A 15,281-nucleotide genomic window follows, 5' to 3' on the forward strand; every position below is an offset into this window, starting at 1 on the left:
CCATGGCCCGCCTCCTCTCCCGCCGCGCCGCCCTGCTGGGGGGCGCCGCGCTCGGCGGCACCGTCCTGGCCGCCGCCGCCGCCGGCACCGGCTACCTCGCCTTCGTCGACATGGACGGCCCGGACCCCCATGTCGACGGCGACCGCGCCGTGCTCAACGCCTTCGTCGCCCTCCACGAGGATGGCCGCGTGGTGATCCAGGCGCCCCGGACCGAGATGGGCCAGGGCATCCACACCGGCCTCGCCATGCTGGTGGCGGAGGAGCTGGACATCCCCTTCGATGGCCGCATCCGCGTCGAGCACCCGGTCGAGCAACTGCCGGTCTACGCCAATGCCGGCGCGCCGCTGCGCACCCGCCCCGAGGCGATGCGCGGCCCCCTGATGTGGGCGGCGAGCCGCGCGCTCAGCGCGCTGCCGCTGATGAACACGGCCGGCTCCACCTCGACGATGGGGCTGTGGGTGCCGATGCGCCGTGCCGGCGCCGCGGCGCGCCACATGCTGGTCGCGGCCGCCGCCGTACGGCTCGGCGTGCCGGCCGGCGCGCTGACGACGGCCGAGGGCTTCGTCCGCCACCCCGCCACGGGCCGCAGCATCGCCTATGGCGCCCTCGCGCGCGATGCCACGGCATTCACCCCGCCGCCGGACCCGGCCCTGCGCCCGGCCTCCGCCTGGCGGCTGATCGGCCGGTCGCAGCCGCGCGTCGACCTGCCGGCGAAGGTGCGGGGCGAGCCGGTGTTCGGCGCCGATGTGGTGCTGCCCGGCCTGCTGCACGCGGCAATCCGCCAGGCGCCGGTGTTCGGCGCCGCCGTCGCGCACCTGCGCAACGCGGCGGCGGTGCGCGCCCGGCCCGGCATCCTCGACCTGGCCGTGATCGACGGGCGCGGCGTCGCGGTGGTCGCCACCTCCTGGTGGGCGGCCGAGACGGCCGCCGCGCAGCTCGACATCGCCTGGACGGAGACGGCGGCGGACCGCGCCAGCAGCGCGACGCTGGCCGGCGCCCTGCAGGCCGCGCTCGGCGATGAGGGGGCGCATGAGCATCTGCGGGAGGGCGCGGTGGAGGCGGCGTTCGGCCCCGGCGCGGCGCCGCTGGTCGAGGCCAGCTACACCGTGCCCTTCGTCGCCCATGCCTGCATGGAGCCGATGAACGCGACCGTGCTGATCCGGGAGGACGGCACGGCCGAGGCCTGGTGCTCCTCGCAATCGCCGCTCACCATGCGCTGGGGCGTCAATCGCGGTGCCGGCTGGGCTGGCGTCGAGCCGGCCTCGGTCGCCTGCCACGTCACCATGACTGGCGGCGCCTTCGGCCGGCGCGGCGAGCTGGACGTGGTGGCGCAGGCCGCCTTCCTGGCGGCGCGGCACCGCGGGCGCCCGGTCAAGCTGATGTGGTCGCGCGAGGAGGATATCGGCCGCGGCGTGTTCCGCAGCCACGCCGCCGCCCGGCTGCGCGCCGCCCTCGGGCCTGACGGCTTGCCCGCCGCCTATGACGCGCTGGTCGCCGCGCAGGCGGTGCAGCAATCCGCGGCCAGCCGCACCCTGCCATTCGGCCAGGGCGGCAGCCCGGTGGGCGACCGCTTCACCGTGGAAGGGCTGGAGAAGGCCTACTACGCCTTTCCCGCCCGGCGCGTCCGCAGCCGCCATGTGCCGAGCCACCTGCCGGTCGGCGTCTGGCGCTCCAACGGCTATTCCTTCAACACCTTCTTCACCGAATCCTTCATCGACGAATGCGCCCTGGCGGCGGGCCAGGACCCGCTGACCTACCGGCGCGCCCTGCTGCGCGCGAGCCCCCGTCACCGCGCCGTGCTGGACCGCGTCGCGGCGATGGCCGGATGGGGCCGGCCGATGGCGCCCGGGCGCGGGCGCGGCATCGCGCTCGAGGCCGCCTATGAGAGCGTGGTGGCGCAGGTGGCCGAGGTCACCGTGGCGGCGGATGGCGAGGTCCGGGTCGACCATGTCTTCTGCGCCGCCGATGTCGGCACGGTGGTCAACCCCGATGCCGTGGCCGCGCAGATGGAGGGCGGCATCCTGTTCGGCGCCACGACGGCGATGATGAGCGCCCTCACCCTCGATGCCGGCGCGGTGGTGGAGTCGAACTTCCACGACTTTCCCCTGCAGCGTCTCGCCAACGCCCCGGGCGTGACGGTCGAGATCCTGCCGAGCAGCCTGCCGCCCGGCGGCGCCGGCGAGCCCGGCGTCGTCCCGGTCGCGGCCGCCATCGCCAATGCCATCCACGCCGCCACGGGCCGGCGGCTGCGCGCGCTGCCGCTCGCCGTCACCGAGACGATCGGCACCCGGCGCACCCGCAGCCTCCTGCCAGGCCATGCCGCCTAGGGCCATGGCAAGGCACCGCCCGCCGGACCACAGCACCCGACACGCCAGCCAGGACCAACCATGACCACGCACTGGACGAACAAGGACATCCCCTCGCAGCGCGGCCGCACCGCCGTGGTGACGGGAACCGGCGGCCTTGGCTTCGAGACCGCTCTGGCGCTCGCGCGGGCCGGGAGCCGGGTGATTATCGCCGGGCGCAACCCGGCGCGGGGCGCCGAGGCCGTCGCGCGGATCAGGCAGGCGGTGCCGGATGCCGCCCTGGCCTTCGAGGAGGTGGATCTCGCCGACCTCGCCTCGATCGCCGCCTGCGGCGAGCGCCTCAACGCCGCCCAGGCGGCGATCGACATCCTCGTCAACAATGCCGGGGTGATGACGCCGCCGCGCCGCCAGACCACGGCGGACGGCTTCGAGCTGCAGTTCGGCACCAACCATCTCGGCCATTTCGCGCTGACCGCCCATCTGCTGCCGCTGCTCCGGCGAAGCGCGGCGCCGCGCGTGGTGACGCTCTCGAGCATCGCCGCGCGGCGTGGCGCGATCGACTTCGACGACCTGCAGGCCGAACGCGACTACCGGCCCATGCGCGCCTACAGCCAGTCCAAGCTCGCCTGCCTGCTGTTCGCCTTCGAACTGCAGCGCCGCAGCAACGCCGCAGGGTGGGGCGTGACGAGCCTCGCCGCGCATCCCGGGATCTCGCGGACCGACCTCCTGCACAACGCGCCGGGCCGGTACAGCCTGCAGGGCCTCGCGCGGTCCCTGTTGTGGTTCCTGTTCCAGCCACCCGCCCAGGGCGCGCTGCCGGCCCTGTTCGCGGCGACGGCCGCCGAGGCCAGGAGTGGCGGCTATTACGGCCCGGGCCGGCTGGGCGAGACGCGGGGCCATCCGGCGGCCGCCAAGCCCCCCGAGGCGTCGCTCGACGTCCGCGCGATGATCCGCCTCTGGGAGGTCTCCCGCAGGCTGACGGGGGTGGAGTTCAGCCAGCCCACGCTGTTGCCGAGCCTCGTGCGGCAGGCTGCGCGCGGCGCCTGAGGCGCGGCGCGCGGGCCTGAAGGCCCGCGAGCCTGCGGCGCTAGCGGCCGAGCTCCTCAATGGCGACAGGGAACCGCCGGATGCGGGTGCCCGTCGCGTGCCAGATAGCATTGGCGATCGCGCCTGCGGTGCCGGTGATGCCGATCTCGCCGACGCCCTTGATGCCCAATGCGTTCACATGCGGGTCCTGCTCCTCCACCAGGATCGCCTCGACGGATGGGACGTCGGCATTCACCGGCACGTGGTACTCGGCCAGATCGGCATTCATCACCCGCCCCGTGCGCGGGTCCATCGCGGCGCGCTCATGCAGGGCGAAGGACAGGCCCCAGATCATGCCGCCGTAATACTGGCTGCGCACCAGCCGGGGGTTGATGATGCGGCCGGCCGCGAAGGCGCCGACGAGGCGCGTGGCGCGGATCTGCCCGAGCTCGGGGTCCACCTTCACCTCGGCGAACACCGCGCCATGCGCGTGCATCGCGTAGCGCTCCGCCGCGGCCGGGTCCGCCGCGGCGCTGCCGCGCCCCTCGACGCTGTCGAGACCGGCGCGGGCGAGGATGTCGGCATAGGCCTCGCCGCGGCTCTCGTCGTCCCGCCGCAGCAGCCGGCCGCCGCGCGCGACGACGCCGACATTGCCGGCGCCGAAGAGCGGCGAGCGCGGGTCCGCCACGGCGATCTCCGTCAGCCGCGCGATGGCCTGCGCGCCCGCCGCATGGATCGCGCCGCCGGCCGTCGCGGTGTGGCCGGAGCCGCCGGCGATGCCGGCATTCGGCAGGCCGGAGTGCCCGGCGCGGAACTCCAGCCGGTCGAGATCGAGGCCCAGGCTGTCGGCGCCGATCTGCGCGAAGGCGGTCCAGGCGCCCTGGCCCATGTCGTGCGTGCCGGATTCCACCAGCCCCGTGCCGTCCCGCCGCAGCACGGCCCGCGCCTCGGCCTGGAACATGATCGCCGGGAAGGTTGCCGTGCCGACGCCCCAGCCGACCAGCAGCCCGTCCTCGTCGCGCATCTGCCGCGGCGCCAGCGGGCGGCCGGCCCAGCCGAAGCGCGCCGCGCCCTCCGCGTAGCATTCGCGCAGCGCCTTGGAGGAGAAGGGCTTGCCGGAGACCGGCTCCACCTCGGCATAGTTCCGCAGGCGGAACTCCAGCGGGTCCATGCCGCAGGCATGGGCCATCTCGTCGATGGCGCTTTCCAGCGCGATGCTGCCGCTCGCCTCGCCGGGCGCGCGCATGAAGCCGGGCGTGCCGGTGTCCAGCCGCACCGCCTCGTTGGTCGTCGCGATCGCCGGCGCGGCGTAGAGCGTGTGGCTGACGCCGGCGGAAGGCTCCAGGAAATCGTCGTGGCGGCTGGTCGCGGTGCGCACATGGTGGTGGATGGCGGTCAGCGCGCCATCCCGCGCGGCGCCGAGGCGCAGCGTCTGACGGGTCGGCGAACGGTGGGTGACGGGGCCGTACATCTGCGCGCGCGTCAGCACCAGCTTCACCGGGCGCCCGACGAGCCGCGCCGCCAGGATGCCCAGCACCTGCGGCCCGGACAGCAGCTTCGACCCGAAGCCGCCGCCGATGAAGGGGCTGCGGATGTGGATGTCCTCCGCCCGGATGCCGAGCAGCGCGGCCAGGCGCATCCGCGTCAGCGCCAGGCCCTGCGTCGGCATGTCGAGCGACAGCGCATCGCCCTCCCAGGCGGCGACGACGCCATGCGGCTCCATCGCGTTGTGGAACTGCAGCGGCGTCTCATAGGTGGCCTCGATCCGCCGCGCCGCCGCCCGCAGCCCGGCCTCGACATCGCCGTGCCGCATCTCGCCGGGGTCGCCCACGCCGACGCTCTCCGGCCCATAGCCCTCCGGGGCGTCCAGCGTGACCTCCACAGGCCCGGCCTCGTAGCGCGGGGCGAGCAGCGCGGCCGCCTCGGTCGCGGCTTCCAGCGTCGCGGCGATCACCACGGCGATGGGCTGGCCGGCATAGCGCACGCGGTCGTCCTGCAGCAGGTCCAGCTTGAAGGAGAAGGGCACGGATTTGTCGTCCGGGTGCAGCGCCAGCGCCGGACGGTTGGCCGTGACCATCACCTCCACCACGCCGGGATGCGCCCGCGCCGCCGGGAGGTCGAGCGCCGCCACCCGGCCGCGCGCGATGCGGCTGACCGCCAGCACGGCGTGGAGCAGGCCGGCGGGGTGGTTGTCGGCGGCGAAGCGGGCCTGGCCGGTGACCTTCAGCAGGCCGTCGCGGCGGGTGACGGGCTGGCCGATGCTGGAGCCATGCCGCATCTGGCGTGTCTCAGACATGGCGACCTCCGGAAAGGGGGGCGAAGGGAGAAGCCGGCAGCGCCGGCAGCCGCTCCGGGGTGCCGGCGGCGGCCAGGGTGAGGGCGCGGACGGCGATGCGCCGCGCCAGCTCGATCTTGAACGCGTTGTCGCCCGAGGGGCGCGCCGCCGCGAGGGCGGCTTCCGCCGCGCGGCGGAAGACCGCGGCCTCCGGCGCGGCGCCGGCCAGGGCCACCTCCGCTTCCTCCGCCCGCCACGGCTTCGCCGCGACGCCGCCGAGCGCCAGCCGCGCCGCGACGATGCGGCCATCGACGATCCGTAGGGCCGCGGCGGCCGAGACCACGGCGAAGGCGTAGGAGGTGCGCTCGCGCAGCTTGGCGTAGCGGGCATGCGCGGCGAAGCCGGCCGCCTCGGCGGGCAGCCGGAGCGCGACCACCAGCTCGCCCGGCGCCAGCACGCTCTCCCGCTCCGGCGTGGCGCCGGGCAGGAGGTGGAAGTCGCGCAGCGCGATCTCGCGCCGGCCCGTCGGCCCCTCGACCTCCACCACCGCGTCGAGCGCAGCCAGCGGCACGCAGAAATCGGAGGGGTGGGTGGCGATGCAGTGCTCGCTCCAGCCCAGCACGGCGTGCAGCCGGTTCTCGCCGCCGCGCGCATCGCAGCCGCTGCCGGGATCGCGCCGGTTGCAGGCGCTGGCCGTGTCCTGGAACCAGGCGCAACGGGTGCGCTGCAACAGGTTGCCGCCGACCGTCGCCGCGTTGCGCAGCTGTGCCGAGGCGCCCGAGAGCAGGGCCTCCGCCACGGCCGGAAAGCGTCGGCGGAAGCCGGGATCATGCGCCAGGTCGGCGTTGCGCACCTGGGCGCCGATCCGCACCGCGCCATCCGCCTGGTGCTCGATGCCATCAAGGCCCGGCAGGTGGTTCAGGTCGACCAGCCGGCCCGGCTGCGCGACGCCGATCTTCATCAGGTCGAGCAGGTTGGTGCCGGCGGCGAGGTAGGCGCTGCCCGGAACCGCGCCGGCGGCGACGGCCTCGGCCACGCTGCGCGGCCGCACATATTCGAAGCGGTTCATGCCGCCCTCCCCTGCCCGTCCGCCGCCATGGCCCGCGCCGCCTCCACCACCGCCTCGGTGATGCCGCGATAGGCGCCGCAGCGGCAGAGATTGCCGCTCAGGCCCTCCCGCACCCGCTCGGGGTCGTCGCCGGCCTGGCCCTCGCCGACGAGGCCGATGGCGCTCATGATCTGCCCCGGCGTGCAGAAGCCGCACTGGAAGGCGTCATGGGCGATGAAGGCCTGCTGCATCGGGTGCAGCGCCTCGCCCTCCGCCAGCCCCTCGATGGTCAGGATCTCGGCGCCGTCATGGCTGAGGGCCAGCGCCAGGCAGGCGTTCACGCGGCGGCCGTCCAGCAGGATGGTGCAGGCGCCGCACTGGCCGCGGTCGCAGCCCTTCTTGGTGCCGGGAAGGTCCAGCCGCTCGCGCAGCAGGTCCAGCAGGGTGATTCGCGGATCGTCCAGCTCGAGGGTGCGGGGCACGCGGTTGATGGTGAGCGTGATCGTGTAGCTCATGCGGAGCCTCCGATGGGGGGGCGCTTCCGGGCGGGCCGGCGGGCCTGTCCGGTCGGCTGCCAGAGTGGCATAAGCGGAGTACGCCTCCGTCTGCAAGACTAAACGGAGGCATACTCCGTTTATTGAAGAGGAGATCGGAGCCGACCATGACCGACCAGCCCAGCCGGCCGCGCAAGCCACGCGCCGATGCGATCCGCAACCGCGAGCGCGTGCTGGAGGCGGCGAAGGCGGTGTTCAGCCGGGGCGGCACGGAAGCAGGGCTGGAGGGCGTGGCGCGGCAGGCCGGCGTCGGCATCGGCACGCTCTACCGCCACTTCCCCACCCGGGAGGCGCTGTACGAGGCGCTCTACCGGCGCGAGGTGGAGCAGCTGGCGGAACTGGCACGCCAGCTCTCGGCCGAATTGCCGCCCCTGGCGGGGCTGCGCCGCTGGATCGAGGCGCTGGTGGAGTTCGTCGGCACCAAGAAGGGCATGGCCGCGGCGCTGGCCCTCGCCGCGCACAAGCCGCCCGAGCTGATGGCCTACACCTCCGCCCGGCTCTACGAGGCGATCGGGACGCTGCTGCGCCCGGCGGCCGAGGCCGGAGATATCCGGCGCGACATCGGCGCGGAGGATCTGCTGCGGACGGTGATCGGCCTCTGCTACCTGCACGAGGGGCCGGGCTGGCAGGCGCAGGTGATGCGGCTGGTCGATGTCTTCCTGGACGGGATGCGGGTGCAGCCCGGTCATCCGCCGGCACCGCCCCGCGGCTGAGCCCGGCGGCGCGCCGGGGCTCGCCTCACGGCAGCAGCCGGGCCCTGGCGCGGGCCTGGGAGGCCCGGATGAGCCCCTGGTACATCCCCTCCTTGCCCGGATACCACGGCATCCGGCCGACATCGCCGAAGCCGGGGATCGTCTCCATATGGGCGACCATGCGGCGGCGCATCGCCTGGTCCGGCAGCGGCCCCCGCAGCGCCTGCGCATTGTCGGCGGCGTGCTCCGGATCGGCGGTGCCGCAGAGCACGCAGGTCACGGCCGGATGGCCCATCGCCCATTTGAGGAAGAACTGCGCCCAGCTCGTCGCGCCGAATTCCCGCGCGAAGGCCGGCAGGGGGTGGCCTTCCACCACCCGCATCAGCCGGGCCTTCTCCAGCGGCAGGTTCACCAGCACCCCGACGCCGCGCTCGGCCGCGGCCGGCAGCAGCCGGCTCTCCGCGCCGCGGGAGAAGATCGAGTAGTTCGTCTGCACGACATCCACCCCGCCCCCCTCGACGATCCGCGCCAGCTCCTCCTGGGCCGCGGTCTCGTGGTGGGTGACGCCGACATGGCGGATCAGCCCCTCGCGCTTCCAGGCCTGCAGCAGGGGGAGGATGACCGGCGCGTTGACGAGGCTGTGGCACTGCATCAGGTCGATCGTGGCGCGCCAGAGGCGGAGGCGGGACTGCTCCAGGCTCGCCAGCGCATGGCTCTCATCGCCGAGGAATGCGCCGGTCGACCAGATCTTGTTGGCGACAAAGACCTCCGCCGCCTCGGGCAGGCCGGCGAGGAAGGCACCGGCGTTCACCTCGGCCGAGCCGTAGAGCGGCGAGGTGTCGATCAGGCGGCCACCGCCGGCGACGTAGCGCCGGAGCACCTCGCGCAGCCCGTCCCGCCGGTCGCCCGGCATCAGGTCGTAGGTCAGGAAGGTGCCGAGGCCGAGCGCCGTCACTGTCTGGCCGGTCCGGCCGATCCGGCGCGTGATCACCGGGTCCGCGGCGGCGGCCATGGGTGACGCGCCATCCCTGGCCTGGGCGTGGGCGCGGGGCGCGCCGGCCAGGGCCGCGCCGAGGGCCGTGGCCCCGAGGAAGCCGCGCCGGCCGGCGCGGGAGGCGTCATGGGTCATGGGAGCGTCTCTCCTGCGCCGTCCGTCAGAACCGCCAGCTGGCAGGGACCCAGGCATAGCCCGTGTCCGTCTTCAGCAGCCGGCCGATGCCGGGGAAGGGAAAGTGGAAGCCGAGCACGGGAATGCGGTCGGCGGCCGCCCGGTCGAACAGGCTGCGCCGGGCGGCCAGGGCGGCGGCGGGGTCACGGTCCGGGCCGGGTCGCCAGGGGCGGTCCACATTCACCACCGGGTGGTAGGCGAGGTCTGTCGTCAGCAGGAGCTGGTCGCGCCCCGAATGGACCAGGAAGGCCGCCATGCCGGGCGTGTGGCCGGGAGCCGCGATGGTGGCGAGGCCGGGCAGGATCTCGGCCCCGCCCTCGTAGAGCTCCACCTCCCGCGCCACGGGCTCGACGCTGCGCCGGATGGCGGCGGCGAAGCGGCGGCGGAAATCCTCCGGCACGGGCATGTAGGACAGGTCCGGCTCGCCCCGGACGAAGAACGCCCAGTCGGCCCGCGGCGCGAAGACCGTGGCGCGCGGGAACGCCCTGCCGCCCTCCGCCGTGCGGAGGTTGCCGACATGATCGGGATGGGTGTGCGAGACCACCACCGCGTCGATATCCTCGGGCGACAGCCCGATGGCCGCCAGGTTGGCGAAGAGCCGGCCGCCATTCGGCCCCATGGTCTGCCCGGCGCCCGCTTCCAGCAGGATGCGCCGGCCGCCTGTCTCGATCAGCAGGGTGTTCAGGTTCAGCGTCAGATGGTCGGCCGGCAGGAAGGCGCGCCGCAGGGCCTCCTGCAACTCGTCATCCGGCGCGTCGATGGCGTAGATCCGGGGCGGGCCGCCGATCAGCCCGTCGCTCAGCACGGTCGCGGCGATGCCGCCGACCTGGAAGCGGTAGTGGCCGGCATTGCCGGCCGGCGGCAGCACGGTGCCCTGCGCGGCGACGGGGCGGCTCCGTCCGCCTCCCGCCAGCAAGGCCGCCGTGCCAAGCGCGAGCGCCGCCCTGCGCGGCAAGCCGATGACGTTGTGCATCCCAGACCTCCTTCCCGTCACGCCGCCCGCCAGGGCGGGACACGGGCGGAGCCTGGGGAGGTTCCGGCGATCCATGTCTCCGCGGCCATCGCGGCGGGCTGTCCGGCCTCAGATGCGCCGCCTGGACTGTCTGGAAAACCGGTGCAAAACTGCGCGGCCCGATAAGCAGGACTTCGCAATGCAGCCCTGTCGCCTGGACAGCCTGGACGCCTTCGCGGCGGTCGTCCGGTGCGGCGGCTTCCGCGCGGCGGCGGCCGAGCGGGGGGTGTCGTCATCGGCCCTCAGCCAGACCGTCGCCTCGCTCGAGAAGGCGCTCGGCATCCGCCTGCTGAACAGGACAACGCGGAGCGTCTTCCCGACCGAGGCCGGCGAACGCCTGCTGGAGCGCCTCGCGCCGGCCCTGGGCGAGATCAGGCAGGCGGTCGCCGATCTTGATCAGTTGCGGGAGAACCCCTCCGGCACGGTGCGCATCAACGCCCCCGGGCCGGCCGCCGACCACATCCTGTGCCCGCTGGCCTTCGGCTTCATGCAGGCCTATCCCGAAGTCAGGGTCGAGATCGTCAGCGACGCGGCGATCGTCGATATCGTCGCCGGCGGTTTCGACGCGGGGGTGCGCTTCGGCAGGCAGGTCGAGAAGGACATGATTGCTGTGCCGCTCGGCCCGCCGCTCCGCTACGCCATCGTCGCCTCGCCCGGCTATCTCGCGCGCCGGGGCACGCCCGCCACGCCGCACGACCTTGTCCGGCATGATTGCATACGCCGCCGCTTTCCCGGCGGGAGCCTTGCCACCTGGCGCTTCGCGAAGGATGGCGAGGCCATCGACCTCACGCCCCAGGGGCGCCTGACGCTCGGCTCGGCGCACCAGGAAATGCAGGCGGCCCTTGCGGGCCAGGGCATCGCGCATGTCTTCGAGGATTATGTGGGCGAATGCCTGGAGCGCGGCGATCTCGTCGAGGTGCTGCGGGATTGGGGCCCGGAATTGCCCTGCTGGTTCCTCTACTACCCCAACCGGCGGCATACCGGCGCGGCGATGCGGGCCTTTCTGGATCACCTGCGCGCCTATGACTGGGGCCGCAAGGCGGCTGGCCGGTCATTGGCCGGGCCGTGAGGCGCTCGAGACGTCGGTCAGGCGCGCCAGGCCTGGATGGTTGGAAGGTCGTTTTCTCGATGATCCGCGCGCAGCGTGCTCGTCAGGCTGCCGGCCTGCTTTCGCCGCGATGGCGGCGAGGCGCCCCTCTCGGGCATTCAAGTGGCCAACCGGCTCCTTAAGGAGACCCGCGCCTCGGTCCTTGAACGAACCGGGCCGGATGGGAAGCGGACATGCCCAGGCGGCCTCGGCGCGGGCTGCCCGGGCGGAAGATGGCCGGGGCGGCGAAGCTCGGCCGCCCCGGGTTCCGCCGTCTCAGGCGCCGAAGCCGCCATCGATCGTGTGCATCGCACCCGTCACGAAGCCCGCCTCCGGCCCTGCCAGCCAAGCCACCATCCCTGCCACGTCCTCGGGCCGCCCATGGCGCTTGATGGCCATGACGGCGTGCTGGATGTCCTTCATCGGCCCGTCCGCCGGGTTCATGTCGGTGTCGATCGGCCCGGGCTGCACGACATTGACCGTGATCCCCCTCGGCCCGAAGTCGCGTGCCAGCCCCCGCGCCATGCCTTGCAGCGCCGACTTGCTCATGGCGTAGGCGCTGAGGCCCGGAAAGGGAATCCGGTCGCCGTTCACGGAGCCGATCACGATGATCCGCCCGCCTTCCGGCATCCGCCGTGCTGCCTCGACCGCCGCATGGTAGGGCGCGGCCACATTGATGCGGATCAGCCGGTCCACCGCGTCCGGATCCTGCTCCAGGGGGTCGCCGAAGGCGCCCACGCCCGCATTCACCACCAGCACGTCCAGCGGCCCGCTGTCCCGCACCCGCGCGATCACCGCGTCCCGGTCGGCGCTGTCCGTCACCACCGCCGTGCTGCCCGTCTCGGCTGCCAGCCGTTCCGCCGCCTCACGCGACCCGGCATAGGTAAAGGTCACCGTAGCGCCATCCGCTGCAAATCGCTGCACGATCGCCGCCCCGATACCCCGGCTACCACCGAGCACCAGAACGGACTTTCCTGTGAAACCGCCCACGCGGATCTCCTTGAGATTAAATGTAGTTGCGATTACATAATTCTCAGGGAGGATGTTTGGTCAAGGAGATTCTGTAAGGGTGACTACAAATATATCGCGCCCCCGGGGCCGTCCGCGCCGCTTCGACCCGGAGCAGGCCGTTGCCATCGCCCAGCGCCTCTTCCACACCCAGGGCTACGACGCCGTCAGCGTTGCCGACATCACCGAAGCGCTCGGCATCAATCCGCCCAGCTTCTACGCCGCCTTCGGCAGCAAGGCCGCCCTCTACGCCCGCACCCTTTGTCGCTACACCGGTACCGAGGGCATCCCCCTGGCCGAGATCCTGCGTCCCGGGCGACCCCTGGCGGAGGCCCTTTCGGCGGTGCTGGAGAGCTGCGCCCGCCGCTACGGCGCGGACCCGGCCGCTGCCGGCTGCCTCGTCATCGAAGGCGCCCGCTGCAAGGACCCCGAGGCACGCAATGCCGCCCGCACCCTGAGCACCACCGCCGCGGACACCATTCGCCAGTTCATCGCCGCGACGCATCCGGAGGCTGCGGAGCGCCTGACCGATTATGTCGTTACGCTCATGGTCGGCCTTTCCACCATGGCGCGGGAAGGTCATGGCGCGGACCGCCTTCTTGCGACCGCACGCCTTGCCAGCTTGGCCCTTGAGCAGGAATTGGGCGCCTGAGCGTTCCGCCATGTGAGGCTGCCAGAGAGGCCGGTATGGGTCGGCCGCCCTCGGGGCACCTCTGGGAACGCCGTCCACGTCCTCACGGCTGAAGCTCGAAAACAGCCAGGTGGACTTTGGCCAGCATCAAGCATCGGGAGACGGTGCCAAAAACGATGATCCTAAATCCGGCGGCTCCTGGAACAGCCTCAGTGTTCCGGCGTTCTAGGGAGGCAGAGGCGATAGGAGAATGAAATGGCCGACCACGCTCCCGAAGGACCCAAGGCGCACCACACGGCTGAGCAGGCGAGCGAAGGCTACATCCAGAAGCCTCCCTCGCCAGAAGACCTGAACAGGGTCTCCGAGGCTCAGGCCCAGATCACGGACGACTGGACTGGCGAGCCGCCTGCACAGAAAAAGCCCTCCTCGAAGCCATAAAGCAGATTCCGCGCAGCGCAGGGCGCCATCAATGAGCGGAGGGGGAACGGCGGTTGCCACACTCACTGCGGCCGCCGCGATCTGATCGGCGATCTCTAGATCTGACCTGGAGATGAGCTTGCGGCTGGAAGCGTCCTGTTGGACGCTTCGCCATGCCCCGGCGCCCTCATGGCCGGCCCAAGCAAGATGGTGCACAGGAGGAAGCCATGTCGGTCGAGACACGCAGATTTGGGCCGGATGGCCTGTCCACATCCTTGCTCGGCTTTGGCTGCGGCGGGGTTGGAGGCCTGATGGTGCGCGGTGCCGTCGCGGACCAGGAACGCGCCATCGCCCGTGCGCTTGAGGCTGGCATCAACTACTTCGACACCGCCGTACAGTACGGCAACGGCGCCTCGGAACAGAACCTGGGTAATGCCCTGCGGCGGCTCAAGGCTGGCAATGCCCTGATCGGCACCAAGGTCCGGCTGCGATCGGACGAGTTCGGGAACATCGCCGCCGCCGTGGCAGCATCCCTCGAGGGCAGCTTACGGCGCCTGCAGCGGGACCAGGCCGACATCTTCTATCTCCATAACGAGATCACCCTGCACGGCGGCGGCGAGAAACTCAGCCTGCGCCAGGTGCTGGAAGAGGTGGTGCCAGCCTTCCACTCGCTCCAGGCGGCTGGCAAGCTGCGGCTGCCCGGCTGGACGGCGGTCGGGGAGACCGAGGCCTTGCACCAGGTGGTTGACGCCGGTTTCTTCGGCGGGGCCCAGGTCATCTACAACATGCTGAACCCTTCGGCCGGCACCGCCCTCCCCACGGGCCACCCGGCGCAGGATTACCGGCAGTTGCTTAAGCGTATGCAGGAGAAGCGCATGGGTGCGGTTGGCATCCGTGTCCTGGCCGGAGGCGCCCTGAGCGGTTCCGCGCAGCGCCATCCTGTCGCCAGCCCCCCGCCGGAGCCGATGGGCTCGGGACAAACCTATGAGGACGATCTGAGCCAGGCGTCCCGGCTGCTGCCGCTGGTGGCAGAGGGCTTCGCGGCCTCCTTGCCAGAAGCTGCCATTCGCTTCGTGATTGGCCATCCCGCGGTGGGAACGGTCCTGGTCGGCATGGCCAGTGTGGAGGAGTTCGAGGCCGCACTCGAGGCCGTGCTGAAAGGCCCGCTGCCGCCGGCGGCGCTCCAGCGCCTGGCCGAACTCACCGCCGGCTTTTCGGGCGAGAGCCGGTAGGCCGGAAAAGAGTGGCGTCAGGCGGGCTTCCCTCTTGCCGCGTGCGGCATCCGCTTCGCCGGCCAGCGTCCTCTCCTGGCTCTACTGCGATGCGGCCTGCCGATTGCCTGACGCGCCTGGCTGCCAGGCCACTGGACTGGTGACGACCGCTTCCAGGCAGAGGCGCCGGGGCGGCGGGGGACAGTTCTAGGGACGACCCGCCAAGCGGGCGGAACCCCTACCGCATCCAACGCGGCGGCATACGTGCCCAGCATCCAGCGGATGGCACCGCAGTTTCCGAGGGACCTGCCTTTCGGTAGAACGCGGCCCATGGACAACAGCATGGCGGCCAAGCCCTACAGCAAGCTCAAGGGTGACCCCTACCGGGCGTATGAGGAGCTGCCGCTGGAGGTGCGACGCGCCTTGCAGGAATCCTTGGTCGACTGGTGTCCCCTGCGCGCTCGCGAATGGCATCTCAACCTGCTGCAGCAGCAGCGCCTGAGGCCGGCGCAGGCTGCGTCCTTTCTCGTCCAGGCCATCCGCAGGCACGATCATGCCGAGGTTGCCGCCTTTGCGAGAACATGGCCCAGCGGTGCTCAAGCCTATCCGCATCTTGCCGCCGACGCGACGCTGCAGCGTTATGCTGGCACGGATGGCATCCCCGCAGCGGAGCCCCTTCTCGTCGCCCCGATGAAGACGCGGTCCAAGGCAGGGAAGAAGCACCCAACAGGCCGCCGCCGGCGGCGATGAGGGCGAGGCTCCAGTAGGCCGTTAAGCTCGCTGACCCCGAAGCACACGGCGAAGAAGCCAGCGGAGCCGCACCCAACGGCCTCTCCGACCAGACGC

General features: G+C 72.4%; 14 protein-coding genes. 8 read left to right on the forward strand and 6 right to left on the reverse strand.

The genetic code is table 11. The features are described 5' to 3' along the window. Positions 1–2: 2 nt before the first annotated feature. Positions 3–2,327 (forward strand): xanthine dehydrogenase family protein molybdopterin-binding subunit, encoded by a 2,325-nt coding sequence (locus ACZJYS_RS02585; protein ID WP_493175590.1) that lies wholly within the window; start codon positions 3–5, stop codon positions 2,325–2,327. Between the two features lie 60 nt (positions 2,328–2,387). Then, the gene (locus ACZJYS_RS02590; protein ID WP_493175591.1) at positions 2,388–3,353 is read left to right on the forward strand and encodes an SDR family oxidoreductase; all 966 of its coding nucleotides are present in this window, start codon (positions 2,388–2,390) and stop codon (positions 3,351–3,353) included. Positions 3,354–3,393: 40 nt separating this feature from the next. Here ACZJYS_RS02590 and ACZJYS_RS02595 read toward each other — a convergent pair whose 3' ends face one another. Genes ACZJYS_RS02595 through ACZJYS_RS02605 form a run of 3 tightly spaced genes read right to left on the reverse strand, consistent with a single transcriptional unit; the run spans position 3,394 to position 7,170 of the window. Then, positions 3,394–5,628 (reverse strand): xanthine dehydrogenase family protein molybdopterin-binding subunit, encoded by a 2,235-nt coding sequence (locus tag ACZJYS_RS02595; protein ID WP_493175593.1) that lies wholly within the window; start codon positions 5,626–5,628, stop codon positions 3,394–3,396. Further along, positions 5,621–6,676, reverse strand: a complete 1,056-nt coding sequence (locus ACZJYS_RS02600) for an FAD binding domain-containing protein (RefSeq protein ID WP_493175594.1) — start codon at positions 6,674–6,676, stop codon at positions 5,621–5,623. Before ACZJYS_RS02600 ends, ACZJYS_RS02595 begins: the two co-directional genes overlap by 8 nt. Beyond that, positions 6,673–7,170, reverse strand: a complete 498-nt coding sequence (locus ACZJYS_RS02605; RefSeq protein ID WP_493175595.1) for a (2Fe-2S)-binding protein — start codon at positions 7,168–7,170, stop codon at positions 6,673–6,675. The genes ACZJYS_RS02600 and ACZJYS_RS02605 overlap by 4 nt, the downstream gene beginning before the upstream one ends. Positions 7,171–7,316: 146 nt before the next feature. On the opposite strand from ACZJYS_RS02605, the gene ACZJYS_RS02610 reads away from it, so the two are divergent. Beyond that, positions 7,317–7,922, forward strand: coding sequence for a TetR/AcrR family transcriptional regulator (locus tag ACZJYS_RS02610; protein ID WP_493175596.1), 606 nt, complete (start codon positions 7,317–7,319; stop codon positions 7,920–7,922). A 25-nt stretch (positions 7,923–7,947) separates the two neighbouring features. On the opposite strand, the gene ACZJYS_RS02615 is transcribed toward ACZJYS_RS02610, so the two are convergent. Together ACZJYS_RS02615 and ACZJYS_RS02620 are read right to left on the reverse strand one after the other, a co-directional pair. Further along, positions 7,948–9,030, reverse strand: coding sequence for an aldo/keto reductase (locus ACZJYS_RS02615; protein ID WP_493175598.1), 1,083 nt, complete (start codon positions 9,028–9,030; stop codon positions 7,948–7,950). A 25-nt stretch (positions 9,031–9,055) separates the two neighbouring features. Then, the gene (locus ACZJYS_RS02620; protein ID WP_493175599.1) at positions 9,056–10,042 is read right to left on the reverse strand and encodes an MBL fold metallo-hydrolase; all 987 of its coding nucleotides are present in this window, start codon (positions 10,040–10,042) and stop codon (positions 9,056–9,058) included. Between the two features lie 112 nt (positions 10,043–10,154). Here ACZJYS_RS02620 and ACZJYS_RS02625 point away from each other — a divergent pair, with 112 nt between their 5' ends. After that, entirely contained in the window at positions 10,155–11,150 is a 996-nt protein-coding gene (locus ACZJYS_RS02625) for a LysR family transcriptional regulator (RefSeq protein WP_379649539.1), read from the forward strand. Between the two features lie 294 nt (positions 11,151–11,444). On the opposite strand, the gene bdcA is transcribed toward ACZJYS_RS02625, so the two are convergent. Beyond that, a complete protein-coding gene (gene bdcA / locus ACZJYS_RS02630; protein ID WP_493175600.1) occupies positions 11,445–12,158 on the reverse strand; it encodes an SDR family oxidoreductase in 714 nt (237 codons plus the stop codon). A gap of 79 nt (positions 12,159–12,237) precedes the next feature. On the opposite strand from bdcA, the gene ACZJYS_RS02635 reads away from it, so the two are divergent. The 4 genes from ACZJYS_RS02635 (at position 12,238) to ACZJYS_RS02650 (ending at position 15,185) form a co-directional block, all read left to right on the forward strand. Further along, positions 12,238–12,828, forward strand: a complete 591-nt coding sequence (locus ACZJYS_RS02635) for a TetR/AcrR family transcriptional regulator (protein ID WP_379636360.1) — start codon at positions 12,238–12,240, stop codon at positions 12,826–12,828. A 234-nt stretch (positions 12,829–13,062) separates the two neighbouring features. Further along, entirely contained in the window at positions 13,063–13,245 is a 183-nt protein-coding gene (locus ACZJYS_RS02640) for a hypothetical protein (RefSeq protein WP_493175601.1), read from the forward strand. Positions 13,246–13,451: 206 nt separating this feature from the next. Continuing rightward, complete coding sequence (locus ACZJYS_RS02645; RefSeq protein WP_493175602.1) at positions 13,452–14,456, forward strand: aldo/keto reductase; 1,005 nt, start codon at positions 13,452–13,454, stop codon at positions 14,454–14,456. 309 nt (positions 14,457–14,765) lie between these two features. Beyond that, entirely contained in the window at positions 14,766–15,185 is a 420-nt protein-coding gene (locus tag ACZJYS_RS02650; RefSeq protein ID WP_493175604.1) for a hypothetical protein, read from the forward strand. Positions 15,186–15,281 lie beyond the last annotated feature (96 nt).

Source organism: Roseomonas sp. TS2 (assembly GCF_058833935.1).